Source organism: Peribacillus sp. FSL K6-5616, assembly GCF_038008245.1.
GTDB classification, from domain to species: domain Bacteria; phylum Bacillota; class Bacilli; order Bacillales; family DSM-1321; genus Peribacillus; species Peribacillus frigoritolerans.
In genome coordinates this window covers 1-24,944 of the sequence record NZ_JBBOYT010000003.1, presented here as the reverse complement: position 1 = coordinate 24,944, position 24,944 = coordinate 1, and the positions used below count along the sequence as shown (strand labels likewise).

25 protein-coding genes and 1 pseudogene are annotated in these 24,944 nt (G+C 37.7%); 23 read left to right on the top strand and 3 right to left on the bottom strand.

Features of this window, described 5'->3' with window-relative positions; all coding sequences use genetic code 11:
- Positions 1-9: 9 nt before the first annotated feature.
- The 15 genes from MHB45_RS27515 to MHB45_RS27445 all read left to right on the top strand — a co-directional run bounded on the left by MHB45_RS27515 (position 10) and on the right by MHB45_RS27445 (position 12,913).
- Positions 10-906 (top strand): replication-relaxation family protein, encoded by an 897-nt coding sequence (locus MHB45_RS27515; protein WP_048682592.1) that lies wholly within the window; start codon positions 10-12, stop codon positions 904-906.
- 36 nt (positions 907-942) lie between these two features.
- A complete protein-coding gene (locus MHB45_RS27510) occupies positions 943-1,101 on the top strand; it encodes a hypothetical protein (RefSeq protein WP_153246114.1) in 159 nt (52 codons plus the stop codon).
- Between the two features lie 12 nt (positions 1,102-1,113).
- Entirely contained in the window at positions 1,114-1,329 is a 216-nt protein-coding gene (locus MHB45_RS27505) for a hypothetical protein (protein WP_048682594.1), read from the top strand.
- Between the two features lie 12 nt (positions 1,330-1,341).
- The gene (locus MHB45_RS27500) at positions 1,342-2,505 is read left to right on the top strand and encodes a conjugal transfer protein (RefSeq protein ID WP_048682597.1); all 1,164 of its coding nucleotides are present in this window, start codon (positions 1,342-1,344) and stop codon (positions 2,503-2,505) included.
- Between the two features lie 18 nt (positions 2,506-2,523).
- Positions 2,524-2,793 carry a hypothetical protein gene (locus tag MHB45_RS27495; RefSeq protein ID WP_048682601.1) on the top strand — a complete coding sequence of 90 codons (270 nt, stop codon included), beginning with the start codon at positions 2,524-2,526 and terminating at the stop codon, positions 2,791-2,793.
- 71 nt (positions 2,794-2,864) lie between these two features.
- Positions 2,865-3,302, top strand: a complete 438-nt coding sequence (locus MHB45_RS27490; protein ID WP_048682604.1) for a PrgI family protein — start codon at positions 2,865-2,867, stop codon at positions 3,300-3,302.
- A complete protein-coding gene (locus MHB45_RS27485) occupies positions 3,299-5,845 on the top strand; it encodes an ATP-binding protein (protein ID WP_048682609.1) in 2,547 nt (848 codons plus the stop codon). Before MHB45_RS27490 ends, MHB45_RS27485 begins: the two co-directional genes overlap by 4 nt.
- A gap of 48 nt (positions 5,846-5,893) precedes the next feature.
- Positions 5,894-6,442 (top strand): hypothetical protein, encoded by a 549-nt coding sequence (locus tag MHB45_RS27480; RefSeq protein WP_048682612.1) that lies wholly within the window; start codon positions 5,894-5,896, stop codon positions 6,440-6,442.
- Positions 6,443-6,456: 14 nt separating this feature from the next.
- Positions 6,457-8,703, top strand: a complete 2,247-nt coding sequence (locus MHB45_RS27475) for a CD3337/EF1877 family mobilome membrane protein (protein ID WP_048682614.1) — start codon at positions 6,457-6,459, stop codon at positions 8,701-8,703.
- Positions 8,704-8,709: 6 nt separating this feature from the next.
- The gene (locus tag MHB45_RS27470) at positions 8,710-9,324 is read left to right on the top strand and encodes a hypothetical protein (RefSeq protein WP_048682617.1); all 615 of its coding nucleotides are present in this window, start codon (positions 8,710-8,712) and stop codon (positions 9,322-9,324) included.
- A complete protein-coding gene (locus tag MHB45_RS27465; protein ID WP_275452467.1) occupies positions 9,305-10,429 on the top strand; it encodes a C40 family peptidase in 1,125 nt (374 codons plus the stop codon). The genes MHB45_RS27470 and MHB45_RS27465 overlap by 20 nt, the downstream gene beginning before the upstream one ends.
- An 18-nt stretch (positions 10,430-10,447) precedes the next feature.
- Entirely contained in the window at positions 10,448-10,930 is a 483-nt protein-coding gene (locus MHB45_RS27460; RefSeq protein ID WP_048682620.1) for a hypothetical protein, read from the top strand.
- Positions 10,931-11,059: 129 nt separating this feature from the next.
- Positions 11,060-11,539 (top strand): metal-dependent hydrolase, encoded by a 480-nt coding sequence (locus MHB45_RS27455; RefSeq protein WP_048682623.1) that lies wholly within the window; start codon positions 11,060-11,062, stop codon positions 11,537-11,539.
- A 52-nt stretch (positions 11,540-11,591) separates the two neighbouring features.
- Entirely contained in the window at positions 11,592-11,870 is a 279-nt protein-coding gene (locus MHB45_RS27450) for an AbrB/MazE/SpoVT family DNA-binding domain-containing protein (protein WP_048682626.1), read from the top strand.
- 14 nt (positions 11,871-11,884) lie between these two features.
- Positions 11,885-12,913: a hypothetical protein gene (locus tag MHB45_RS27445; RefSeq protein WP_048682629.1), complete on the top strand. Its 1,029-nt coding sequence runs from the start codon at positions 11,885-11,887 to the stop codon at positions 12,911-12,913.
- Between the two features lie 239 nt (positions 12,914-13,152).
- Here MHB45_RS27445 and MHB45_RS27440 read toward each other — a convergent pair whose 3' ends face one another.
- Positions 13,153-13,407 carry a hypothetical protein gene (locus MHB45_RS27440; protein WP_048682632.1) on the bottom strand — a complete coding sequence of 85 codons (255 nt, stop codon included), beginning with the start codon at positions 13,405-13,407 and terminating at the stop codon, positions 13,153-13,155.
- A 299-nt stretch (positions 13,408-13,706) separates the two neighbouring features.
- Between MHB45_RS27440 and MHB45_RS27435 the strand changes: the two are divergent.
- From MHB45_RS27435 to MHB45_RS27415, 5 genes and pseudogenes are all read left to right on the top strand, one after another.
- Positions 13,707-14,668 (top strand): annotated as a pseudogene (locus MHB45_RS27435) (proline dehydrogenase family protein).
- A gap of 72 nt (positions 14,669-14,740) precedes the next feature.
- Positions 14,741-15,175 carry a GNAT family N-acetyltransferase gene (locus MHB45_RS27430; RefSeq protein ID WP_048682635.1) on the top strand — a complete coding sequence of 145 codons (435 nt, stop codon included), beginning with the start codon at positions 14,741-14,743 and terminating at the stop codon, positions 15,173-15,175.
- A gap of 235 nt (positions 15,176-15,410) precedes the next feature.
- Positions 15,411-16,823 (top strand): AAA family ATPase, encoded by a 1,413-nt coding sequence (locus tag MHB45_RS27425; RefSeq protein WP_053087383.1) that lies wholly within the window; start codon positions 15,411-15,413, stop codon positions 16,821-16,823.
- Positions 16,824-16,916: 93 nt separating this feature from the next.
- A complete protein-coding gene (locus tag MHB45_RS27420) occupies positions 16,917-19,955 on the top strand; it encodes a Tn3 family transposase (protein WP_048682638.1) in 3,039 nt (1,012 codons plus the stop codon).
- A 13-nt stretch (positions 19,956-19,968) separates the two neighbouring features.
- On the top strand, positions 19,969-20,154 hold the full coding sequence (locus tag MHB45_RS27415; protein WP_048682643.1) for a hypothetical protein: 186 nt from the start codon (positions 19,969-19,971) through the stop codon (positions 20,152-20,154).
- 295 nt (positions 20,155-20,449) lie between these two features.
- Here MHB45_RS27415 and MHB45_RS27410 read toward each other — a convergent pair whose 3' ends face one another.
- Entirely contained in the window at positions 20,450-21,121 is a 672-nt protein-coding gene (locus MHB45_RS27410) for a hypothetical protein (RefSeq protein WP_048682648.1), read from the bottom strand.
- A 286-nt stretch (positions 21,122-21,407) separates the two neighbouring features.
- Between MHB45_RS27410 and MHB45_RS27405 the strand changes: the two genes are divergently transcribed.
- The 3 genes from MHB45_RS27405 (at position 21,408) to MHB45_RS27395 (ending at position 23,794) form a co-directional block, all read left to right on the top strand.
- Positions 21,408-22,589: a phosphotransferase gene (locus MHB45_RS27405; RefSeq protein WP_048682651.1), complete on the top strand. Its 1,182-nt coding sequence runs from the start codon at positions 21,408-21,410 to the stop codon at positions 22,587-22,589.
- A gap of 224 nt (positions 22,590-22,813) precedes the next feature.
- A complete protein-coding gene (locus tag MHB45_RS27400) occupies positions 22,814-23,377 on the top strand; it encodes a recombinase family protein (protein ID WP_048682655.1) in 564 nt (187 codons plus the stop codon).
- A gap of 210 nt (positions 23,378-23,587) precedes the next feature.
- Entirely contained in the window at positions 23,588-23,794 is a 207-nt protein-coding gene (locus MHB45_RS27395; protein ID WP_048682657.1) for a hypothetical protein, read from the top strand.
- A 148-nt stretch (positions 23,795-23,942) separates the two neighbouring features.
- Here the strand turns inward: MHB45_RS27395 and MHB45_RS27390 are convergent, their stop codons facing one another.
- Entirely contained in the window at positions 23,943-24,803 is an 861-nt protein-coding gene (locus MHB45_RS27390) for an aKG-HExxH-type peptide beta-hydroxylase (protein WP_226990442.1), read from the bottom strand.
- Between the last annotated feature and the right edge of the window lie 141 nt (positions 24,804-24,944).

Sequence of the window (24,944 nt, the reverse complement as noted above, 5' to 3'; positions counted from 1 at the left end):
GGTGATCGGATGAAAAACATACAACCTGCCAACCTCCCCGATATAAAAACAGATAAGGGGAATCAAGTAAAGATGAAATATTTAGTTTTGACCGAACATGACAAAGATTTATTAGTGAAGTTGCATGATTTTATTTATTTAGACTCTGATTTTATTCAAGAGTACGTCATCACGGTATATGCGAGTAAATCAACCCTTTTGCAGCGTTTGAGGGCGCTGGAAGAAGCGGGATATATCAAGAGTTTCAATGTCCCTGTAGAAGGTGTTAATCGGGCTATAAACGTCTATACGCTGAGCCCGTTTGGAGTAGAAATTGTAGAACAGATTCAAGGTTTTGTGAAATGGAATAATCGGTGGTCTAGTCGGGTTCTTCCTTGGTATCAACACCAACTGATGTTAAACCGTGTGGTTATGAAATTTTCGATTCAAGCAGAAGAAGCGGGTCTTCTCGTCAAGGAGTGGATTCCTGAAGCACGTGCCACTTGGACCTATACCAAGAGTAAAACCGACGTCATTAAGCCGGACGGCATCTTGGTTATCGGAGCTGAAGGAAGTCGGGATAACATTGGGCTTTTTATAGAATTAGAACGTAGTGTGGCCAAACGGCAAAACACGATTCAAAAGGTAATCCGGTATAACGATTTTTTAAATCGCGATCAGCGATTGTTTGATGATTATGATATGTATGTGGGTTTTGAAGCGCCCATATCTGATTGGCGGGTTCTTTTTATCGGCGGAAACGAAGCGAACACGAGAAAGACCATTCATGATATTTTAAGCATTAAAAATATGGAGATTGAAGCGCCTGTTTTAGTAGCTAGTTTAAAAGATGTAGAAAGTCAGGCGTTCGGTGAAATTTATCACCACGTGCTAGATGAAAAACCACTTCAAAAGAAAATGCTTTAGGAGCGATTGGCTTTATTTTCAAAGGAGGTTGAAAACGTGGATGAAAAGGGATTTTTTCTAGGGGATATTAAAACTTCTAATACGATAGTTGTTCCTTCAATTAAAAAGAAAAACGAAAATAGTCTTGTTACTGGGAAAGTCGGTATGGGAAGAAAATGGGGAAGAAAATGGAAAAGTAAAGGGATAAGGCGCTAGGGAGGTTGCATCATGTTGCGTTCTCTGTTTAGAGGGCTCATATACATTGCCGGGATTTTGTTTTTAGGGAGTTTTATCCTTCAAACGTTCCCGGAAACCAGAGGGGTTTTAGGGGCTGCAAAAGATCAGGTCTCTTTTTTTTACTCTCTATCACTGGACAAATATGGGTTCATAGGAACATTTGTTATTATTTTGGCCGTAATCTTCCTGGTATCAGGAAAAAAGTAGAGGTGATGAACCATGAATAAATGGGGAAATAAACGCAAGGCAAAGCCGTCCACCGACAAAAAACAGTCAAAAGAATGGATTCAAGGATTTAAAGATCAAATGGAAAAACGCAAACTATACTCACCCAATAAATTGAAGAAAGATGAACAAGAGAAAGCCTATCAAATTAAAAAGGAAAAACGAGTAGCTCTGAAAAAACCAGTAGCTCAACGAATCGCGAATGCTTCCTTTCTGGTTCTCTTTCTTTTATTGATACTTGGGGCGTTCAATGCGTTTCGGCATAACGGTGAGATTTCCAGTTTAGAAGATCAAGTGTCGGCCGTTTCTTCTGGAGAAACGAAAAATCAGGAAAATTATGCGAGCCGGCCAGGCGTGAATTACTTTGTTGAAAACTTCATGAAAACGTATATGACTGTTAGACCTGGGGAAGAAGAGCAAACCAAACGCCAAGAGGAATTAACACGGTTTTTAGCAAACGGCCTTGATAAAGATGCGGGGATTGATTACAACGCCTTAAAAGGGGAGCAAATCTATACGAGTAGCCGTATCCTTGAGGCGGAAGAAGTGGACCAGAATCAAACCGATGTATATATGGATGTCAACTTTACCTTTATCTCTAAACAGGATAAGAAGGTGAAGGAAAAGAAGAAAGGCAAGGACGGAAAAGAAAAGGTCGTTGAAAAGACTGTTACGGAAACAAAAGAAACGGCAGGGAAAGCGTATTATGTGGTCCGGATTTATAGTGATGAAAAAGGCTATACGGTGATGGATTTGCCGCAGCCGTTCATTCCGAAACAACATGAACAAAAATCGGTTGAAAGTGCCTATGCGAATCAAACAAAAGATGAACATGCGGCTGGGAATGTTCGTTCCTTTTTAGAATCATTTTTTAAAGCCTATGTTTCCAAAGACCGCAGCAAGGATATGAAATTTTTCTTTGAACATTCCGAGGATGCACAATCGCTGAATGGAGCTTATCAATTTGTTTTGGTGGATGATGTGGACGTGTATCCAGGAAAAGGGAAGGATCAATGGATTGCCCGCAGCCATGTGAAGCTGAAAAACCCAGTTACTGGTGTGCAAAGTAGCCATGGATATGAATTTGTGTTGAGGCAAGAAGGATCTGACAAATTTGAAATTTTGTCCATGGAAAACTTAACGAATAACGTGGAATAACGAAATGGAGGAAACATCATGCAAACAGTATTTGATCTTTTACTACTTGGAAACGTGAATCTCGAAGGGATTTCAAACGAAGGAAACAGCAATGTTTTAGGGGTTATTCAGACGATCTACATTTGGGGTCTTCTGGCGATCTTAGTCATGTTGATTATCTTTAAAAAGTTCCGTGCGGCGTTGGGTGTTTTGGTCATGGGTGCGATTTTAGGAGTGTTTATATACGGTCCAGATAATATCGTGAGTTTGGGAGAGAGTGTATTAAAATTCCTGGGAATCATGAGCTAATTCAAGTTTGGTAGGTAACAAAATGAATTTACAGGAGGGAAATTAATGAAAGGAACCGAAGGGGTGTTTATATGGCGAAGATAAAAGGCAGATGCACAACCGCGGTGTTTAACATTCCTAATGTCATTCGTGGACTTGCGGGGGGAAAGGAAGGGATTTCACTTCCCTTTTCGGCTACAGTGACACAAGTCATGTTAATTCTAGTCTTTTTCCTGGTGAGTTTGCCCGTACAATCTCTTATGGCCGTCGTATTGCCGATTATGCCAGCTCTTGCAAGGGTGATGATTATTTGTGTCATTATTCCTTGCTTTCTCGGTTATATGATTGGGATAAAAAGAGAGGAAGAAATGAACATCGTTCGATATTGGTATGTGAAAATGAAGACCAAATATGAGCCGGCTGAACTGATTCGATTTGAGGAAGTGGAACAATCCAAAACGATTCATTTTCAACAAAAAATTCGCATGAAACGGCATGTTCCTATCAGTAAAAGAGGTGAAACAGAATGAAAGTAGAAAGTGATATCTTAGCTGTTATTGGGAATGTGATTCATACAAAAGATAAACGAAAACAAGCCTGGTTTGAATTCAAAGGGTTCCATACAAGCTTTGATTCTGAGGCCCAATTAACGAAGCATTTCGAAGATTTGAAACGGTTGTTTAAGGACCTGAAAAAGGAGCTCCATTGTCTTGTGGTTCCGGTTCGTCAATCATTAGACGATGTTCGCCAGGATTATATAAAAGAGTTTCGCGGCAATTTAAAACATGTGGGTAAAGAGCATACGAATTCGATTTTTAATTTCTTGAAGTCCAGTTCGGAGCTTGGGGCCGAAGAAAACAAGGTGAAGTATTATATTGGCGTTGAACTTGACCGTAGTACGATCATGGAGCAAAGTGCTGAGGAGATGACGTATTCAGAGATTTTTTCCATGTTGGGTGAAACTTTTCAACGTTGGATCAACAAGGCAAAGGGGCAAGAGTCGATTTACTTAAGCCGTGACATGTTGGAATCAGCCACCCGCAGCGCAAGGAGCGTTGAAAATACATTGAATGGATTTTCGATGAATTACACGCCATTATCTTGCGATGAAATGGCCACGATTCTTCCTTGGGTCTTTAACTTTGGGATTCGTCACCTTCCGAATCATGAAGGCTGGAGCGATCGGTTTACACCGGTCTATGGCAAAGGCGGGGAGATTGTTGCACGTGTTCAAACGGAAGAGGATGTGCTGACCCTTCAAATGACCGGGATTGAGAATCCGAAAAGCCGCCGCCATTTAGTGCTTCACCAAACCGATGATAACGGCGTGAATCACGAAACCAAGATTGCTTTTCTTCATATGACCAGCATGCCGGCGGAAATTCACTTTCCTGAAGTAAGATGGCTGGAACCATTGCGAAGCATGGATTTTGGCGTAGGTGTCAGCATGAAAATGAGTTATCAGGATGTAGACAGACGTTTAGGGAAGTTAAGACGAAAAAAATCAAACTTAGAGGATCAGGCCAACCACCTCCAGCAATTTGGAGAAAGCGCCAGTTCCAATGTTTATGATGGTATTTCCATCGCCGACGAAACGATTGCCGAAGTAGAAAAATCGAGGGAAGCGAGTTTTTTAATGAGTGCTATTTTCATTGTGAGTGCTTCCACTTATGAAGAATTAGACAAACGAATTAAAGATTTGATTGAAGTATATGCCAGCATCGGGATTAAGCTTCAAAATACGTATGGATTGCAGCTGCGAAGTTTAATGGAATGTCTACCGGGTTCCCGGAGATATGTGACAGAATTTCTGCAAGACGTGGACATTAATGCCGTTACATCGAGTTTTTTCGGAAACCTTCAGGAGCTTGGCGATGATGTCGGGGCTTATCTAGCAAGAACGACAACGGGTGAACCGGTCTTTATGAAGCCAGGACGCGCTGCGGCAGCTAAAAACATGAATCAGTCGCTTGTTACGACTTTCTCCGGGAAGACTGGAACCGGAAAATCGATGGGAGCCAATCAGTATCTATATGAAAGTGCCTTGTACGGTGCAAAAATATTGCTGTTGGACCCTAAGAGTGAGAGAAAGGACCTGTGCCATTGGGATGAGAAATTAACGGAACTTGGTACGGAACTAAACTTTATTTCTTTTACCACGCAGGATGAAGATGCAGGGAAGCTTGATCCGTTTCTCATTTTCGAAAATCGTCAGGATGCCAGCGATGTTTCAAGGGAGATTATCAATTATTTATTAAACATTAGTATTCGGAAAGACAGTGCAAAAAGTGCGCTTGTAACATCTGCTGTGCGCCGTGTGGCGGAACGCAAGGAGCCCTCTATTCGTTTTGTGAAAGAAGAGCTCAGGAACTTGGTTCATGAAGATCAGGAATTATCTGAGGAACATCGTCAGATGGCTAAGGATTTAGCAAACATTCTGGAACAGTTTGAAAGTGTATCGTTAGCCCGTCTATTTTTCGCAAAAAGAGCCAATAACAACAATCGGTTAGACTATACCAAACAATTTAACATCTTACAGGTGAACAATTTGAGCTTACCAGCAAAAGACGCTGATCCTGATGAATATTCCGAACAAAATATTATATCCGTGGCGATTTTATTTGGCCTCACGGCTTACATGATGAAATTCATGCGGATGTTCCAAGATGATTTGACCGTTATTGCGGTTGATGAAGCCTGGAACTTCTTCCAAAATCCAGCTGGTGAACGTCTGATGGGTAAATTATTCCGTGAAGGAAGAGTCTTACTTTCGCCAGTTGTGATCATGACACAAAATATTAAGGATATCCCGCAGGATTTACGCGGACAGATTGGAAATGCCTATTGCTTCCGGGCCGAGGATAAAGAAGAAATTCATACTATTCAGGAATTAATGGGGCTGGGAGATACGGAAGGTGTTGAAAATCTGATGCCGACTCTTCCAGCAGGTTATGCTTTATATCGTGACTTAGATCATCGAACCGGCGTGATACAGTTTAGAGTGCTTCAGGATCATTTATATGATGCCTTTGATACCTCTCGGAATCTTAGTGAAATGATGGTGAATGCATAATACATTGGAGAAGGAATTTCCTTCTCCCATTTGAAAGGATGCAGTGAAATGAAAAAAATGAGTAGTTTGGTTGTTGTATTGGGATTGTTGCTGTCAGGATGTGGTGGGAATGAAGAAGCTACCAGCAAGCCCAAAACATGTGAAGAAGTAGATCCGTGTAAAACAGCGTTAAAGTATGTGACATTTGAAAATCAAGGGGCTAATGACAAGCTTTATACACTGGAATTGGATGGTGAAAAAGGGAGGTCTTTTGGGAGTTTACAAGAAGCTAAAGATTCAATTCCAGAAGATTATGAGAGTGTCAAAGATAAAAAAATCGAGAAGTATGCCATTTTAGAATACGAGGTTATTACCGGAAAAGAGTTTACGTACAAAATTGAATTTAAAGATTTAAGAACAAATGAAAATGAAGCTACTAATGTAAAAGTTGTAAAACAAGACGGTCAATATCTAGTTGAAAATTATTATAGATTTGTAGGGAAATCGGATGTTGAAAAATCGAACGGTGAAGTGTCTCCACCGACCAAATACTACTCAAAAGGATTGAGTCAGGCAGAAAAAGATGAATTGGAGCCAGAGCCTGTTGAGATTAATTAGAAAGGGTGGGGGAAATGGTAAAAAAATATGGACGGCTGTTGTTGCTTGTTTTTAGTTTGTTTTTGTTGCCTATGCCGACTGTCTCAGCTGCCCCTAATGTGATGGATGAATTCACACCTGAAAGCGACCTTCCAGAGACGTCAGCGCCAGTGGTTCGCTACAATGAATTTCCAATCGATCATTATCAAATGGATGTTTATATGAAAAATAAAAAGAAGGAAGAAGGCTTTTGGTCTTCAATGAATCCTTTTCAGGTTGACGACAAAATCATGGACAGCATTTCAACCTTTCAGCACCAAACTCTAAACGGAATTTGGTACGGTTATATAGTTTTGGTGAATGCGGGTATTTATGTGATGGAACAGGCCTTTACCTTTGATCTTATCGGGTCTATGCTTGGCCATGTAGCAACATTTATCAGTGAAATTGGTGGACCGTATGGTATGGGTCAGTTCATGTCCTTTATCCTGATTTTGACGGCAGGATGGCTCGTTTATGTGTTTGTGAAACGGCAATTTCGCCATGCTTTCGGTGGACTCATTATCGCAGCGGTCTTATCCGGTGTTTTTACACTTTATATTCAGAATAGTGAAACACTGCTTGGGTGGATGAATGATACTCGAAATCAACTTTCAAACAGTGTGTTGAATGCTTCTACTTATAACCTGGACACATCAGGAGAAGAACAAATTAAGACTGATAATGAGAAGTATGATGGTGATATTACAGATGATAATACGGTTCGATACGGTTTGTCTCGTATTCGTAATTTAATGCATGATTTACTGATTGTGAAACCATACTTATTACTTGAATTTGGTAGCACGAATTTAGCTGTTATAGGAGGCGCACAAAACCAGAATGACTATACACAAGCGAATATTCAGGCTGGTAAGGATAAAGTGAAAATATTACTGAAAGCAAAGCTTGGAAGCGCCGAAAGAGAAAAGTTTATCAAAGATAACAAAGCCAACTCTATGTTCGCCGTAGACAAAATGAGCCAACGAATTGTCTTAGCACTTTTGGTTTTTATTCCGGCTATTGCTATTTTAGGCATGACAGGCTTTATGGCCGTCCTGGTTCAGGTCTATGGAATTGCCTTCTTAATTACGGCATCTATCGGCGTATTTATCTTAATGCTGAGTATTTTCCCTGCTTTACGGTCTTTTGCATTTCAGTGGGTTGGAAGATTGTTAAGATTCTTACTTATGAGCGTAGCGTTTACCTTTGGCTTGGTGTTAATGTTTAGTTTTGTAAACATCATTTATAAGGTGGCCGAAAAAAACAATTGGAATTATGTACAGATTATCATTGCTGTGCTCATTGTCGTAGCTACAATGGTCTTCTTAAATAAGCTGCTGTGGGGTTATAAGGTTATGAAACAAAATATGGACCGGATCAAAGCTCATACGCAAAGTCAGGTAGATGCAATTACAGAGCGAAGACGGATTCGTCAAGAGCAGGAAGAGTTTGCTACATCTGGCGGATATCGAAGCCCTGGAATGCAGCCTGTAGCCCGGAGGGGTTACCAGGACCGAGCAACCAGCCGGATTATGGAGGCTATGCAGAGACAACATGCTCAATCTGAACATGGTCCAATTAAGTCAAACGGCAAAAACACGGATCCAGCAATTGCAAGAACCATTCAACAAGCCAATGCTAAAAAGGACGATAAGGGTGGCGTGCTGAAAAAACAACCGCAGTCAGAAGAAAAAGCCGAAAATCCAAATTCGAATCTTGCTGTGATGAATCAGATTCAAAAGCAGCAAGGTAATGAACCAGAACGTATAAAAAAACAGCCTGGCGGTGAAGAGAATACTCAAAATCCGGCTGTAGCTTCTGATCAAGGTTCCGGCCGATCTAATCAGGATGAAATGAAGAAAATCCAAAAGCAACAGGCGCAAGAATTTACCCGTATTAAAAAGCAACCTCAAACGCCTGAACAATTGAAACCAGAACGAGAACCCTCCACAAGTAAAGGGCAGAATCATCAGGAGTTGCAGAAATTAAAACGTGCGGAAGCCAAGGATAAACAGGAACAAGGATCCTTGCAAAGTAAAAACATTATCACCTTCCCAACTCGGCAGGATCAGGTAGCACAAGAACAAGAGGTACAAAGGCAACAGCAGTTTAATGAACATATGAAGGCCCGGAGGGAAAGTGCGGCTGCATCTAATGAAGACGAAATCAAAAATCGCAGCCAGGACCGGCAAATAGAACAAATTCAAAAACAGCAATCTAAACAGGACAACAAGGGGTGATAAAGGGTGAGTGTTCAACAGAAAAAGGTGATAACCATTGCTGTAGCGGTTGTCCTGATGGCTGTATTCGCCTTTGTGTTCTATTTTGATAATAATAAGCCTCCTTCTGCTCAAAAGAAGGAGGTTGCTACAAATAACACGGAAACAAGCGATATGGAGCCCCGTAGAGAGCTGGAAACAGATTCTGAAATAGAAAGTGAAAGTGCCAGAGAATCCGAAATCACCTCAGATCAAACGAAACGCCTTTCTGAAGATGAAGTAACGGAATCACAAAAAATAGCGGTTGAGTTTGTAAAGCACTATGCGGCATTTGATGCTTCCAATCCTACTCAAAATATCGAAAATGCCAAGCCGTTCATGAGCAATGACATGTATCAGGATTATATTAAAAACCCTGAACGAGGGACCCTTACCAGGGTTAAGGTCATTCCCGAATCATTTGATTTAACGAATGTATCAAATGATGATCCGGAATTGATTCAATGGAATGTCATTATGAGAGGTAAAGTCCTTGATAACGAAGGGAACGAAAAGCCGGAGGAAGATTGGTATTTGGTCACGATGCAAAACGTATCCGGTGAATTAAAGGTGGTGGGCGTCCGTGTCAATCTCCCAAATTAAGCCGATTGAAGCGCTGCAAAACACGGGAAGAAAAACAGGTAAATGGATTTTTGTTGGTGTGGCTGCCCTTGCTGCGTTAGGCGTTATATTGGCCATTGTTCTTATGATGGGAGTTTTTTCTGTCCTATTTCCAGAAGAGGAGGCAGTACCAGAGGGTGGGTACAGTAATATTGTTCTTTCTGAGATTGGAAAAAACGAAATCCCGGCGGATTATATTCCGATTTATAAGGCGGCAGCTGAAAAATATGATGTCCCGTGGACACTTATAGCTTCGATTCATCGCATTGAAACAAAATTTTCAACGATAAAAACCATGGTTTCACCAGTCGGGGCCGCCGGTCCGTATCAGTTCATGCCTTGTACTTTTGTAGGCTGGGGACATCCAAGCTGTTCCGGAGTGGGGAAAGGGAATATTTCCGATAATGAACGGAGTGATCCGGCCGTTATTAAAAAGTACGGAGGGTATGGAGTAGACGGAAATGGCGACGGCAAGGCTGATATGTGGAATCTAGAAGATGCAGCATTTTCAGCTGCAAACTATCTTTCGGCCAGTGGAGCTAGTTCAGGAGAATTCCAGAAAGCGATTTTTGCTTATAACAGGGCTGATTGGTATGTGGATGAAGTCATGGAATATATGAATCTATATGCGGCCGGTGGAGCTATTGAAGTAGATATAACACCTGGAGGGTCTGGTGGTGGTCCAGAAGCTGCTGAGAAGGCCATTGCTGCAGGAATGAAGCTGGTCGGTAAAAGCCCGTATAACTGGGGTGGAGGGAGAAACCCGGGGGATATTAGCCGTAAATCTTTTGACTGTTCTTCCTTTGTTCATTGGATGTTTACGCATGGTGGATTGACACTTGGAAACTATCAATCTGTTGTCACGGATTCTCTTGTAAAAATGGGAAAACCGGTCAAAGCTTCTGAGATGAAACGCGGAGATCTTGTGTTTTTTGATACGTATAAAGTAAATGGGCATGTTGGAATTTATTTAGGTGAAGGAAAATTTTTGAATGACAACAGCTCAAAAGGTGTATCGGTGGATAAAATGGATAATCGTTATTGGAAATCAACCTTTAAAGGCGTGGTACGGCGTGTTGCAGGGTGAAAGGAAGGAGATCAAGGTATGAACCTAGAAGAAGAATGTCAAAAAGCGATTCAAGGTCTTAAAAGCATGGCGGAACGACATTGGCTCATGATTTTAGCTGGTTCGGTTCTATTGCTATCCTCCTGGATGTATACGCTCACGTATAGCAATTTCTTATGGCCATTCATGTTTTTCCCAATGTGGTATATTTCAGCTGTAGCGTTTAAGAATCGTGAAGAGGACCGGGCGCGGGCGCGGTCCCAGAAGCAAAGCAGAAGAGAATCTATTCAGTTGTTCACCGTTTATCGTGTGTACACGAATGATTCAGATTTTTCAGATTACATGCACGATGAAACGTATTTTAATTCTCAACTTGTCTATACGGAAAACCGGGCGTTGGATTTGTCTTATGATATGCGTTCACAAATTCCGTTTGTTGAAAGAAAAGGGTATCGATTTTGTTATCATCTTGTCCTGGACCAGGACGATGAGCTTTATTTTGCTGGAAACTATGAGGTCTGATAAAAAGACTGTTGCTGAGGGCGATTCTAAGCGAATTAACTTTTGTTTGTAAGGGTATTACCTTCTCGTTGCAAATAAGAACTTTTTAATAACAAATACAATTCTCATACAGAAAAGGAAAGTGAAGGAATGACAGGAAAAACTCATATTATGGGCGGTGTAGCAATTTGTGTTGCGTTAGCAAGTATCACAAACTATGATCCGATTCTTTTAACAGCAGCTGGAGCAGCCGGGGGATTAATTCCGGATATTTGTCACCGAGGAAGTAAGATTGGGCGTAAGTTTCCCATTCTATCAAAAGTGATTAGTGTTCTTTTTGGCCATAGAACCTTTACACATAGTTTGCTTTTTTTAGTGATTGTTGGTGTACTACTTTCCATGTTCGTTCCTATCCAAGCTGTTCAGGTAGGCGTATTGGTTGGGATGGTCAGTCATTTAATTTTGGATGCTGCCACGAAGAATGGAATTAAGTTGTTATATCCTTCAAAAAAAACTGTACGGCTGCCATTTACAACGACCACCGGTGGAACCGTTGAGTATATTATCTTAATTGGTTTAACTATGATTGTTGTCTATTTTGGTCAAGGTGTATTCACTAATTATCTATAACGAACTAGCCATTGTTTTTAATTTCAAAATTACTCAAAGGGGATGTTGAATAATGAAAAGTACAGGTATGGTTCGTAAAATTGATGATCTAGGTCGTATTGTTATTCCAAAGGAACTTCGTTCTACACTTAACATTAATGTAAAAGATCCAATAGAGATTTTTGTGGAGAGAGATAAAATTATCCTTCGGAAATACGAATCTGCTAGAGCTTGTCAGATTACAGGGGAAATAACAGAGGATAATTTTCTCTTTGCTGACGGAAAGATTGTACTTAGTCGAGAAGGCGTTGATAAGCTTATTCAGGAACTGAAATCCCTAGCTAGTTTTTGAAAGGGGGAATGGATATGAGAAAAAATGAAATTGAGCGCCTTTTCAATGAAGAGATTAGAGACAAAAAGAAAACTGGATCAGGATCCTTCAAAAGAACAGGAAAAGGCGTGAAAAATGGTATTAGGGGAGGTATGCGTTTTCCATATCAAAATCTATCTAGAAAAGAACAGAAAGAATATACCAAACCAGGGGAAGTGAAGGTGTTTAATTTGAATGATGTATTACCAATAAAATCATTGGTCAATAAACCTGAAAAGGAACAAAGGGAATTATTGGAGCGTTGGAGGAATCTCTATACGAATGAGGTCATTTATAAAAAGATGGGAACGTCCCAAAATAGGTATTATAAGTTGCTTAAGAAATTGAATGTAGAAAAAAAGCCAGCCTTTTCAGGGAAATCAAAAGAAAAGAAAAAAGTTGAGCTGAGCCTACTTGGGCAGTTTAAAGAGGATATACCAGATTATCAAACTTTTTTAGGAATTGAACGTGCTCAGCAAATAGAATTAATGGCTCATTATGATAAAAAATACACGGTTGAGCAACTAGCTGAAAAAATGGGTACCCTTGCAAAAACCCTTTATCAATTACGTTATCGTATAAATAAATTCAATGAAAAACAACCTACAAAAGAAAATGAAGAAATAAAATCAGACTCAATATTTGATGTATTTGAAAACCCAGTGACCAATTCAGAAGTTGCTGCGGGAGAAGATCATCATGACCATTCAACTGAAAATGTAGCTGTTCTTAAGCCTAATGTTAAAACCTCTTCTATAAAAAATGACTCCCAGCAAGAACAACTATCCTTAGAACTCGAGGGGAAAAATAATCTAGAACTCAAACAAACCACTACTTATACAATAAATGGTTTGTATTCAGGCACTGAAGTCAGTGAAAAATTGAAAAAAGTGAGTGATCTTCTCTTAGGTGAAGCAAATCAATTTGACATTCAATTGACTATACATGAAATTCCCAATTCCAGTAGGAATCCTGAAATAGATAAAGAAAAAATCCTAAAAGCGTTACTTAAAATGTTATCTTAAAAATGCTGAGAATAATAAAAGGGGGAAGCTATGTTTAAAACATGGAGGAATATTCTATTTATTAGTATTGTTAGTATCTTTGTTGTTATGATAGTTTGCTTTCCGGAAGAAGTAAGAGAAGTTTTTCCGACTATAGGTGGCCCTATAGCGCCTGCGGGGAATTAATACGTTAAAGCCCCCAGGTACTGTAATTTCCATAGTATCTGGGGATTTATCTGTTTATATACGGTTCGGAGACTTTAGTCCATTTCCAAATGATGAACAAGTTCTTTCAATTCTAGGATGTACTCATAATATTTTTCGCCCATGTCATATTCATCAAAGTGTTTCTTGTCTATAGAACAAAGTAAAGACATAACCGCTTTAAATTTTAAATCATGATTCCAACTTGGCATGTTGGTATCGCCTTCAACGGTAACTTTGGTTATTATCTTACCTTTTTCATCCATAGTTGTCATGTCAAAACATGTCTTTTCTAAACATCTATTTTCCATATGTGTCACCCATAATCCATTTTAGTAAAAATATCCCATAACCCACTCTAAACCAACAAGTAACTGCTTGTCCATTAAAAAACACATCATACCCTGTTCGTAAATATACATTTGCGAACGTTCATTGTTCATCTTATATGTTTACGAACGTTTAATGGACGTCTTTAAAATGGTTGATGAACAGAAACATTAAAAGGCTTTGAAAATCGCTTCAGGCTTTCTTTTTTTTGGGGAAAAGAGATAGAATAATAGACAGAAGGATTTTATTTTTAAGTAAAAATTCAATGAGGTGAGGAAAAATGGAAAATCCATCAGTTGAAAAACAATTTGAAGATGCGTTGAAATTCATTGCGCGAAATTTAGAGATAAAGAAGTATATTCAGCAGTCTTCTGAACTTTATCCATTATTTCAGAGATCAGCTAAACGTTTTGTAACAGGCGAATCAAAAGAAGACGGTATATCTGTTGGTGACCAACTTATACATAAGGGATACCGCATTTCTCTTGAATTCATTGGGGAAAACACAGTTAACAGAGAAGAGTGCGTTCAAGCAAAAAATGAGTTTATAGCTTTAATAAAAGAATGCGGAAATCGAGGTTTAAATTCCCGTATTTCCTTTGATTTATCTCATATTGGTTTGTCATAGATCCTGAACTTGCCTTTCAAAACTTGTTAGAAATGGCTGAAGAAGCAGAGAAATATCATTTGTCTCTTATGATTAGCATGGAAGAATCGGGTAAAACGGATCAAATACTATCGATTTATAAAAAAGTTGTAGTCAAATATACAAACGTCGGAGTCACGCTTCAAGCACAATTGCATCGAACGCTTAACGACCTCAAAGATTTACTTAAATACTCCGGTGCGATTCGTATTGTGAAGGGAGCATACCAAGAGCCGCAAGATATTTGTATTCCTCGATCAGAAAGGTTGGATCAACGTTATCTTGAATTAGTGGATTTATGTGTAAAAGCAGGTCATCATGTTTCAATTGCTTCTCATGATGAAGTTATTTATAAACAAATCATCGAAAGTGGTTATTTACAAAATCCATATGTAGAAGCAGAAATGCTATATGGTATTCGTCCTGAACTCTGTAAACAACTTAAAGATGATGGACTCCCTGTTCGTGTTTATTTAACATATGGTAGTGAGTGGTACTTATATCTAGTCCATAGGATAGCTGAATATCCACCAAATATTTATGTCGCCATTACAGACATGATTCGGGGGGCTGAAGACACCTCGGTACTTTATTAAACAAAAGGGCGCGTTGGTTGAAGGAAAGATTGTATTATTCTCATAAGAAAACTAGTAAACGAGGGATATAACATGATAGAAAAAGCTAGTCAAAGTGATTTAGAGGAGATTCTAACAAAATCAGTCGATGCCCTGTTTGAAGGAACTGCTAAGACTTTTAAGCCTTCTGAAGAACGAGCAGAACAGATAGTCCGTGCAACCTTGGAACAAGGAGGATACTATCTTGTACTAAAAGAAGATGGGGATTTAAAGGGCTGGGTACTGATAGGAACCAGTAAAGATTACTTTTCTCAAGAAAGTGTAGGCTTTATTTATGAAATGTATGTTTTACCAATTTGTCGTGGTAAGGGACTCTCAAAGATTTTAATGAAGGCTGCAATTGATGAATTGATTACTAAGGGTCATAACGAAATAAGACTGAATGTACAGGCTAAAAACTTTGCTAAAGAATTATATAAAGAATTTGGGTTTGTAGACCGGCAGATTTCGATGAGCTTAAAGGTTTAACAGTTACCTCCTGAAAAAGTATCCTTCTTCAGCAATAGGGCGCGATTATGGAGTAACATAAATGATGAGTGTTACAAAACTAATATTTTAGGAAACTTTTGAAATTCCCTATTTTATCAACTTATTGGGGTACGGCAACGATTAGTTTCTTTTCATGTCAAAAGAAAATATTTTCCGTATGCAGTGTGGATTTTAAAAAAACATACCAAACGAAATTGAAAGAGGTGTAGATTGAATGAGTCATGAAACGGAGAAAAGTAAACTCTTACATATGATTTTTGAGAACCTCAATCGTTCGTACTATAAACGGATTGAAAGTAAAAAAATTAAGATTAGAAAAAGACGAGGGGAAATCAAAACGGATGAAATGATCGAAAGATACCCTAAACTAAAATACTTCCGGTACCTTTTTCTAGGGTATTTTTCAACAAAAAAAATCTTTAAGCTGGTAGCACTTATCCCCATTGGGATCTTGTTGTTTTCTTTTGTAACGCATCACTTTTCTTTTGAGCCGATTAGCTCTCTTATTTATCTTCTCTTTATTTATGGGGTATTGGCTGCCGGAATCGGTGGGATTATTACTGGATATCAACGAATATTAGCCTTTTTAAGCAAAGGAAGCGAAATTGAAACCTATAAAAGGAACCTGGTTAACCATGTAAATCGTGTGATGGATTTGGTGGAACACTATTCGTTCTTTACGGGATATGATCTTTCTTATGATTCGGTTGATTGGCTGACCATTAAATTTTACAAAAAGAGTAATAGGCAGGATCATGACGTACTTTCCTATTATGTTCAAGCGTATTTAAACACGGGTGTATACGGATGTACAGAAGACCATGACCAATTACGCTTCAATTTACAAATCAATGGGAAAGAAAAATATTCTGCTGCCGAAAGGGGAAAAGAACTAACGTATCTTAAACAACAACTCAATGAATGTAAACAGGTTGAACCTCAAGTGTATTCAGAAGGGGAAGGAAAACCGATGGACGTTTCTTCCAAAGAGGAACACGAACAACTCAAAATCGAGGAAATTAATTCAGAATCGCTATTAGATGAATCTCTCCATGAGTTGGAGAAAATGACGGGATTAGAACCGGTGAAAGAAAAGATCAAGGAATTAACCGATATGATTTCGTTAGAAAAGGAACGAAATAGGATTGGCCAGTCCCTCTCTAATCAAAGTCTACACATGATGTTTACTGGCAATCCCGGTACGGGCAAAACAACCGTTGCACGAATTATGGCGAAGATTTTAAAAGCCATTGGGGTAATATCCAAAGGACATCTTGTTGAAGTGACCCGGCAGGATCTCGTCGGAGAATATGTCGGGCATACAGCTCCTAAAACACGCCGCATTATTGATAAAGCCATTGGTGGAGTGTTATTTATCGATGAAGCGTATTCCTTATCTCGCGGCAGCAACGATGATTTCGGAAAAGAGGCCATTGATGAATTGGTCCGTGGGATGGAGGAACATCGGTCGGATTTAATTGTCATTCTTGCGGGATATACGAAAGAAATGAATGAATTTTTGAAAACCAATAGTGGTTTAAAATCACGAATGCCTAATGCTATTGAGTTTCCCGATTATAGGGGTACGGAAACGATTCGCAGATTGAGGGGCCACTATGGAAAATAACGGAAGATGCAACCGAACCTATCAAAATGATAGGTTTTTATTTTATTATAAATATAGAATTGTAGAAATCTTTAGATAAAGAAGGGATAGAAATTGCCAAGTATTCAGGATACCATTTACCCCAGGTTTAAAAGTAATCTGACAGAGAAGGACTTGGAAGAAGTATATACCCCAAAAATAAATGAAATAGAATGGGCAGAGGCCAAGTCTAAAGGTACCTTACAACAATTAGCATTATTAGTTTTAGCCAAAACCGTACAGAAGCTTGGATTTTTTATACATATTGTCGATGTTCCAGAAGCGATTGTTATACATATTGCGAAAAAGGCACACTTGCCTTTGCCTACCAAAGAAGAGTGGAAAACGTACAGTGAAACGAGAACTGCTAAACGCCATTTTCGCTTTGTTCGGGATTTTCTTCAGCTTCGACCATTTGATCATGAGGCCCATCATATTCTAACCGATACAATGAATAAACTAGCATTTAGCAAAGATGATCCGGCCGACTTAGTCAATGCTGCAATTGAAGAATTAATACGACTACGATACGAATTACCCGTTTATAATACCTTAAAAGATGCAGCAAACGATGTTCGAAATAAATCATATCGTGCCATCTATCATCAGATTGACCATGCACTAAATGATGAACAAAAAAAGAACATAGATCAACTTTTTCAGATACCTGAAGGCGCTACCTACAGTCCTTGGAATGAAATAAAAGAGGACGCGAAAAGAGCCACTTTATCACATCTAAACGATTTAATTGTACGCCGGAATTGCTTAATAGACCATCACATTCCTACCGATTTGCTTCAGGACGTTCCTTACATCAAAGTGAAACAAATGGCAGCTGAAGCCAAAACATTGGGCGCTTTTCGTATGTTAGAAATGGAATCTAAAAAAAGATATGCGCTTACACTTGCCTTTGTATCTATGCAATTGTCTAAAATTTTAGATGATATTGGAGAAATGCTCATTAAAAGAATGATGAGTATCCATAAAAAAGGCCGTCAACGTTTAAAGGATCATAAAGAAAAGACGCAAAAACGCACAGATTCGTTAATATCAACCCTCCATGAATTACTGCTTGCTTATCAAACAGAAGGGAATCCTGAAGATAGAATTCAGGCCATGCAAAAGGTACTCAAAGAACAAGAAGCACAGGTTTTACAAGATTGCGAAAACCATTTAGCTTTTAGTGGAGACAACTACTATTTATTCTTATGGCAATTTTATAAAAGTCACCGTGCTACATTATTTAAAATTCTTAAAACTATTCCACTCCGTTCAACTACACAAGATAAAGCACTGGAAGAGGCGATTTCTTTTCTCCTTACACATCAATATACAAAAAAGGAATTTATACCAGTCGTTCACATCGAAAAGAACGGAAAGTGGCGAAAGGATTGGGAAGTTACTCCTTTATTAGACCTATCTTGGGTTCCAGATTCCTGGTGGCGTTGGATCAGTCCTAAAAAGAAGAAAGAAAAAATGCCTGATGAAATCAATCGCCGACACTTTGAAGTATGTGTCCTTTCGCAGATTATGTTAGAGCTTAAGGCAGGTGACCTATATATAGAAGGAAGCGAAAAATATGCAGACTATCGAAAGCAACTCATTACATGGGAGGACTATGAAAAGAATTTAGCTGATTTTTGCAAGCATGTGAATTTGCCTGTTTCCGGGGTCGATTTTGTTAGAAAGACACAGCAAGATTTTAAACAAGTCACAAGCCAAACAGATCAATCTTTTCCTCGTAATGAACAGGTACGGATTGAAAACGGTGAAGTGGTGATTGGAAAGTTAAAGAAGAAAAAAATCCCCCTTGGTTTAAAGAAGCTTGAAGAATATATAGCCGGAAATTTAGAGCCCATTAATGTACTGGATATGCTAGCTGATACCGAATACTGGTTAAACTGGACTCGTTTTTTTGGTCCCATTTCAGGACATGAGGCGAAATTAGACAAAGCAGTTGAACGATATATAACGAATGCCTTTTGCTATGGTTGTAATTTAGGACCGACACAAACAGCTCGATCAATAGGAAGTTTAGACAGAAAACAAATAGCATGGATTAATCAACGTCATGTAACTATTGAAAACTTAGACAAAGCGATTCAATATATCATTAATGCCTATAACCAATTTGATCTTCCAAAATATTGGGGTGATGGAAAGAGTGCTTCAGCCGACGGAACCAAATGGGATTTATATGAGCAAAATCTTCTATCCGAAAACCATATTCGTTATGGAGGATATGGCGGGATTGGCTATTATCATGTTTCCGATACCTATATTGCTTTATTCAGCAATTTTATTCCTTGTGGAGTATGGGAAGGGATCCATATTTTAGACATTTTGATGAATGATAAAACCGAAATTCAACCTGAAATTCTCCATTCAGATACTCAAGGGCAGAGTACAACAGTATTTGGGCTTTCTTCTTTATTAGGAATTCAGCTGATGCCTAGGATACGTAATTGGAAAGATTTAAAATTATTCCGTCCCTGTAAAGAAGAGGTGTATGAACATATTGATGAACTTTTTTCAGGAGAAATCGATTGGGAGCTCATTGAGACTCATTATCCAGACATGATTAGAGTTGCTATGTCGATCCAGTCAGGTAAAATTACTCCATCTACCATTCTCAATAAACTAGGGACATACAGCAAAAAGAATAAGTTGTATCAGGCGTTTCGCGAGCTTGGAAGAGTAATACGAACTATGTTTTTATTAAAATACATGGCTGACGAGGAACTGAGAGGAACGATTCAAGCAGCTACCAATAAAAGTGAAGCCTTTAATGGGTTTACCAAGTGGCTATTCTTTGGTGGTGACGGGATTATCGCTGAAAATGACCGGGAAAAACAGCGTAAGGTCATTAAATATAATCATCTAGTAGCCAATTGTCTTATCTTTTATAATGTGTTCTCTCTATCTCGTATTCTCCATGACTACATGCAAGACGGAAATGATTATGATGAAGAGCTGATTTCCTATTTAAGCCCCTATGTTACAGCTCATGTCAATCGGTTTGGTAAATACCGTATTGATCTAAACCGTAAACCTCCTAAACTTCCGTTTGAGATGCCTGTAGCAAGAGAAAAAAGTATGCCTTTAACAAAGTGAAGGAGTGACCTTAATGCTAGATATTGATAAAATTCGCTGGATGATGAACCGAAGAGATTCAAGATGGTGGGAAGAAGACTCATGGGAGATTTATACTAAACTTCGTAATGATATGTATGATACGATGGACTTTTTAAAATCCTGTTCAACCCATGAGTTGGAGACTATTGAATGGGAACTTAATGACTTAATGACTTAATGGACGATTTTGACGATGAAAATGGCGAAGGGGAATTTATTGAATTTCTTGAAGATCTAGGAGAAAGGAAATCTGACAGTTTGCTAAATCAGTTTGGGAGTTCAAAAACAATAAAAAAGAAGAAGCTGTTGATTAACAGAAATGTATTTATGGCTTGTTCAGCAAACGGGCAGATTGTGGAAGATTGAACGTAAAGTGGGGAACTATTTTTGATGTAAGTAATGGAATACAATTAAACTAAAGGAGCTTAGTGCAACAAGAAAGCTTGGCATCTCTACCAAGCTTTCTGAAACATTTATACTTCCTTATCAAATCCAAAATGTTCTTCAACTTGCCTAATTAGATGCATTGGATCAGTTCCGAGAGTTTCTCTTTTAAAACATTTAAATCCACTTTCTTGAATAGCATTTTCTAACTCATCTGCTTTATGAAACATCGTACGGAATACATTTTCAAATGCTGCCTCTGAATTTTTTAGTCCTTTTATACATTCGTACATATCTCTTTTATCGGCACGATTAAAATAATCATGGCGTACCACTTTTTCTGATGAAATTAAAAAAACAACTTTGCTGTAATCAGATATTCTTTTTAGTAATTCCACTGAGAAGAAGCCATCCACTATTATTTTTTTACTGCCTGCTCTACCCGAAATTCTTAATAAATCCGTTACCACCATCTCAGTTTGTTCAAGGAAGGTAGCATCTAGCCATTCTGAATATTCTTCTACTGGTCGCATGAAATATTCTTCCCATGACGTAAAATTAGGACGTTTACTCATCGCTGGTTGATATTCAGAGCTTGCTATTTCTTGATATTCACTATGATGTTCGTCCCAATTGTATAAGATAAAGTTATATTTATTTGCAAGGTATCTAGATACTGTAGTTTTTCCACCACAAGCACCACCAGTAACAATATAAATATTCTGGAAATGGTGTTTAATAATGTTATCAGCAATAAGCATATATTTAATCCCCCATTAATTAGTATTTTTATTAAATTAAAGGGGTAAATTGTCAAACATACGTAAACCTCCTTTCAGAGAGTGTTTTTAACTATAAAGTAAATTGTCAAACACAGCTAATCCCTCCTTTACATGGAATACCATATTAATTCTATGCTTTTCTAAAATATTCCTTTACTAAAAAAAGGAATTCATACTTTAATATCTAAAAAAATATGAAAAGGGTTTAACTTAAACTAACCCAGCTAATAGAAGATCAATTGTATTCCATTATAGGGCGCCTTTCTTGAATAAGAAGATGTCTTTTCTTCTAAAAAGGGGACCAATTTTCTATATAGAAATAAGTAAAAGCAAAGTAACCCTTTTTTATAGAAATACAATGAAAATATTAATAAACGGAAGTGATTTCAAAATGATTTCAAAAATAAAAATATCGGAAGAAAATTTAATAAAATATGTTCAATTACATACTGGAATGAAACATATTGTTCTTGGTGATTGGTCATGCACATCACTTGGATGGAAGGCCTCTAATGACGTTACAGGAGGGGTTTACCGTGTTAATGGAGTAGCAAATACTGAAGAAAACTCTATTAAATGGTCGTTTATATTAAAAGTTGTAATCCCTTCCCCTAATTATAACGAACCAAGTCGCTACAACTATTGGAAACGGGAAATTTTAGCTTATAAATCTGGACTACTTGATAAACTTCCTAATATAATACACGCTCCACGTTGTTTCGGTATTGATGAACAAGAGAATCAGGTTTGGTTATGGTTTGAGGAGGTAAGTGATTTTTACCACGGTGATTGGACACATAATCAGTATGAAAAAGTTGCACGGTTACTCGGAAGATTTAATGGAGCTTATTTAGTTGAAAAAGACTTACCAACTGAAAAATGGTTATGCAAGGAATGGTTATCTTCTTGGGTGAGAGAATGTGATAAATTTGATGATGGTACGGCCCTTAAAGAAGAATTTTGGGATGATGAATACATTTCCAGTATGTTTCCACCTGACATGTATAATCGATATTGTAAGTTCCATGAAAAGAGAACACAACTATTAATGAGACTTCGAGAACTACCAAAAGTGTTTACGCATAACGATGCATGGGCTCCTAACCTTTTTCTCCAAGAGAATGAAACCATTGTTGCTATTGACTGGGCTTTTGCAGGTATAACAGGAGTGGGTGAAGAGTTGGGGCGATTTTATGGGCTCTGCTTACATTCTGGTATTGACTATTATGATATGAAACAATTATCAGAAATTCTTTTTGAAAATTACTGTAATGGTCTTTATGAGGCTGGGTGGACTGGGGATAAAAAACTTGTTCGTTTTGGATTTACGACTTCTGCTGGAATTCGTTGTGGCATGATTATTCCAAAAATTATTAGAGATTTTTCTAAGAATAAAGAGAATGGGGAGTTGAGTTCATGGATAGGCTGCAAAATCAATGCAAAATAGCCATTCAATTGCTTAAATTAGCAGAGGAAGCAATTTCTTTATTAGAAGCTCCGTTGCTAAAAACTTAGTAAAATAATTATTTATAGACTGATAGGTTTTTACCGTTCAGTCTATTTTTATCAATAAGGTACACCCTATTGATAATATTTTGGCTCCTTGATAGTATTAGCTTGATAGACTCTCAATAACACCTATCAAAAATACATATTAAAAGAGGACGAAATATGATCTATGGATATGCCCGGGTAAGTACACAAGAACAAAACCTTGATACTCAAATTGAAAAACTTACAAAATTTGGAGTTGACGAAATTGTAAAGGAGAAAATCAGTGGTGTTTCTAAACATAAGCAACAATTGGATGAGCTTCTTTCCAAGATTGCTACTGGTGATACCTTAGTTGTGACTCGGATGGATCGTCTTGGTCGAAACACTGTTCAGTTGCTGCAATTAGTTGAACAGCTTCGTGAAAAGAACATTCATTTTGTGATCCTAAACTTAGGAATTGATACAAGGACACCTACTGGTAAGTTCTTTTTAACAGTAATGGCAGCATTTAGTGAGCTAGATCGTGAAATGATTAAAGAAAAGCAACGTTCAGGAATCAAATTGGCCAAGCAAAAGGGCAAATATCGAGGAAGGGTAAAAAAATATACAGATAAACATCCAGGAATGAATCATGCCATTGAATTACGAAAAACAACAGATAAAACTGTTAAGGAAATCTGTACAATTACAGGAGTCAGTCAGGCGGCGTTTTATCGAAAGTTAAAGGAAATGGAGGAATAGTAGGGATAACTGGAAATTATTTCATATGTGACCCCTCAATCCTCGAATCGTTTCCGTACCCCAAATAGATTTTAGAAGTGGTTACATTCAAGGCGAAATGTCTGCTTATCAAATGATCAGAGAGGAAATCCAGGTTGTTTTTAGAACAGAACTAATCTAGAAAATGTAGTGCTTTTAATACAAAACGTAGCCTAAAATAGGGGAGATTTAATGGATTTTTTAAATTGGTATGACTGGATTCAACCAACTAATCCTTATGCATCAATATTTTTCGGAATTATTTTCACAATTCTAACGGGGTTAATTGCGTGGTTTGATACGAAAAAAATCAGAACATTCGTCTTAATAATAGCTGGAGGATTAAGTTTTACCATCATTGGCGTTATAATCTTAAACTCCGTCGGTTATTATGGCTAATACACTTCATCCTTAATGAACTAACGGGTGCGTTAGCTGAAGATCGGAGCTGTCTTTAAAGGCAGCTCTTTCCTTATGGAACTAAAGGGGCAGGTTAGATTTATGAAAAAAAAGAAAAAGAGAGGGCAACAATGCCTTCTCTTTCTTTTCATTCATGTATTAAGGAGTGAATATCATCATAGTTAAGATGTTCTGTGAAATAGTTCATTCCCTCTAAAATTTCAATCCCACGTTCACCTAAAAATTCATGTTTGGTATTTAATTCTTCAGACGTTCTTTTAATATTCGGAAGGAAAGTTAATGCTTTTTTATCATTTCCTAATTTGTGATACATATACATAATCCCTATAGCTACAACAGCTGAATGGTATGCTTTGTCTATGGATCTTTTTGTTGTTAAAATACTTGATATCGTCATTGCTTCAGGGCTATTTGCTACTTCTTGATTAGGAAAAATTGCATATATCATGTCATCTAAATATAAGCAATGATGAATAAATTCGTGATAAATTGCTTCTGCATAGTCTTCTATTTTCCAGTGCTTTGGTGGATGTAACCAAATTACACCGATAGAACTAGATACAGAGCCCCCAACATATCCTTCTACTTTATAACATGCAATTGCTCCAATGACTTTTCTCATTGTGTTCATGATACTAGGATTTATAGTATTTAAAAGTTCAAAAGCTTCTTCAATATTTTTCATAATCTCTTGTTGTTCGTCAATTGAAAAAAGATGATCTGTAAATTTAACATTCTTATCTTTGAGTAAGTCTTTAATAATTAATCTATTATATAAATCTTCATGATCAAAAGTAACCTCAATTTTATCATTAACAGGTATAAAGTTCCCTTGCATGCTATTTAAAGCATTTATGTAATCTTTTTTATTATAAGCAATCCTATCTTGTTTGAAAAATCTAATTAGTTCTTCCATATTTGCAATAATTTCTTTTGTATTGAAAAAATGCAACTTTTCATTAGGAGTTTGAACAGCTATATTTGTCATTAAATTCACCTCATTATTATAGTAAATAAGTATAGGAGAATAAAATTCTCCTATACTTATTTATAAAAAAAATCTTTTACTTTGCAGAAACATGGTTGTAGTGATCTTGTGATTTGCCTTCAGAGTTGCTCACAAAGTTCT

Bases quoted from the DNA above. Each gene is read 5' to 3' on its own strand.
- MHB45_RS27515 (WP_048682592.1), top strand. From the start codon at position 10: ATGAAAAACATACAACCTGCCAACCTCCCCGATATAAAAACAGATAAG.
- MHB45_RS27505 (WP_048682594.1), top strand. From the start codon at position 1,114: ATGTTGCGTTCTCTGTTTAGAGGGCTCATATACATTGCCGGGATTTTG.
- MHB45_RS27500 (WP_048682597.1), top strand. From the start codon at position 1,342: ATGAATAAATGGGGAAATAAACGCAAGGCAAAGCCGTCCACCGACAAA.
- MHB45_RS27495 (WP_048682601.1), top strand. From the start codon at position 2,524: ATGCAAACAGTATTTGATCTTTTACTACTTGGAAACGTGAATCTCGAA.
- MHB45_RS27490 (WP_048682604.1), top strand. From the start codon at position 2,865: ATGGCGAAGATAAAAGGCAGATGCACAACCGCGGTGTTTAACATTCCT.
- MHB45_RS27485 (WP_048682609.1), top strand. From the start codon at position 3,299: ATGAAAGTAGAAAGTGATATCTTAGCTGTTATTGGGAATGTGATTCAT.
- MHB45_RS27480 (WP_048682612.1), top strand. From the start codon at position 5,894: ATGAAAAAAATGAGTAGTTTGGTTGTTGTATTGGGATTGTTGCTGTCA.
- MHB45_RS27475 (WP_048682614.1), top strand. From the start codon at position 6,457: ATGGTAAAAAAATATGGACGGCTGTTGTTGCTTGTTTTTAGTTTGTTT.
- MHB45_RS27460 (WP_048682620.1), top strand. From the start codon at position 10,448: ATGAACCTAGAAGAAGAATGTCAAAAAGCGATTCAAGGTCTTAAAAGC.
- MHB45_RS27455 (WP_048682623.1), top strand. From the start codon at position 11,060: ATGACAGGAAAAACTCATATTATGGGCGGTGTAGCAATTTGTGTTGCG.
- MHB45_RS27450 (WP_048682626.1), top strand. From the start codon at position 11,592: ATGAAAAGTACAGGTATGGTTCGTAAAATTGATGATCTAGGTCGTATT.
- MHB45_RS27445 (WP_048682629.1), top strand. From the start codon at position 11,885: ATGAGAAAAAATGAAATTGAGCGCCTTTTCAATGAAGAGATTAGAGAC.
- MHB45_RS27440 (WP_048682632.1), bottom strand. From the start codon at position 13,407: ATGGAAAATAGATGTTTAGAAAAGACATGTTTTGACATGACAACTATG.
- MHB45_RS27430 (WP_048682635.1), top strand. From the start codon at position 14,741: ATGATAGAAAAAGCTAGTCAAAGTGATTTAGAGGAGATTCTAACAAAA.
- MHB45_RS27425 (WP_053087383.1), top strand. From the start codon at position 15,411: ATGAGTCATGAAACGGAGAAAAGTAAACTCTTACATATGATTTTTGAG.
- MHB45_RS27415 (WP_048682643.1), top strand. From the start codon at position 19,969: ATGCTAGATATTGATAAAATTCGCTGGATGATGAACCGAAGAGATTCA.
- MHB45_RS27410 (WP_048682648.1), bottom strand. From the start codon at position 21,121: ATGCTTATTGCTGATAACATTATTAAACACCATTTCCAGAATATTTAT.
- MHB45_RS27400 (WP_048682655.1), top strand. From the start codon at position 22,814: ATGATCTATGGATATGCCCGGGTAAGTACACAAGAACAAAACCTTGAT.
- MHB45_RS27395 (WP_048682657.1), top strand. From the start codon at position 23,588: ATGGATTTTTTAAATTGGTATGACTGGATTCAACCAACTAATCCTTAT.
- MHB45_RS27390 (WP_226990442.1), bottom strand. From the start codon at position 24,803: ATGACAAATATAGCTGTTCAAACTCCTAATGAAAAGTTGCATTTTTTC.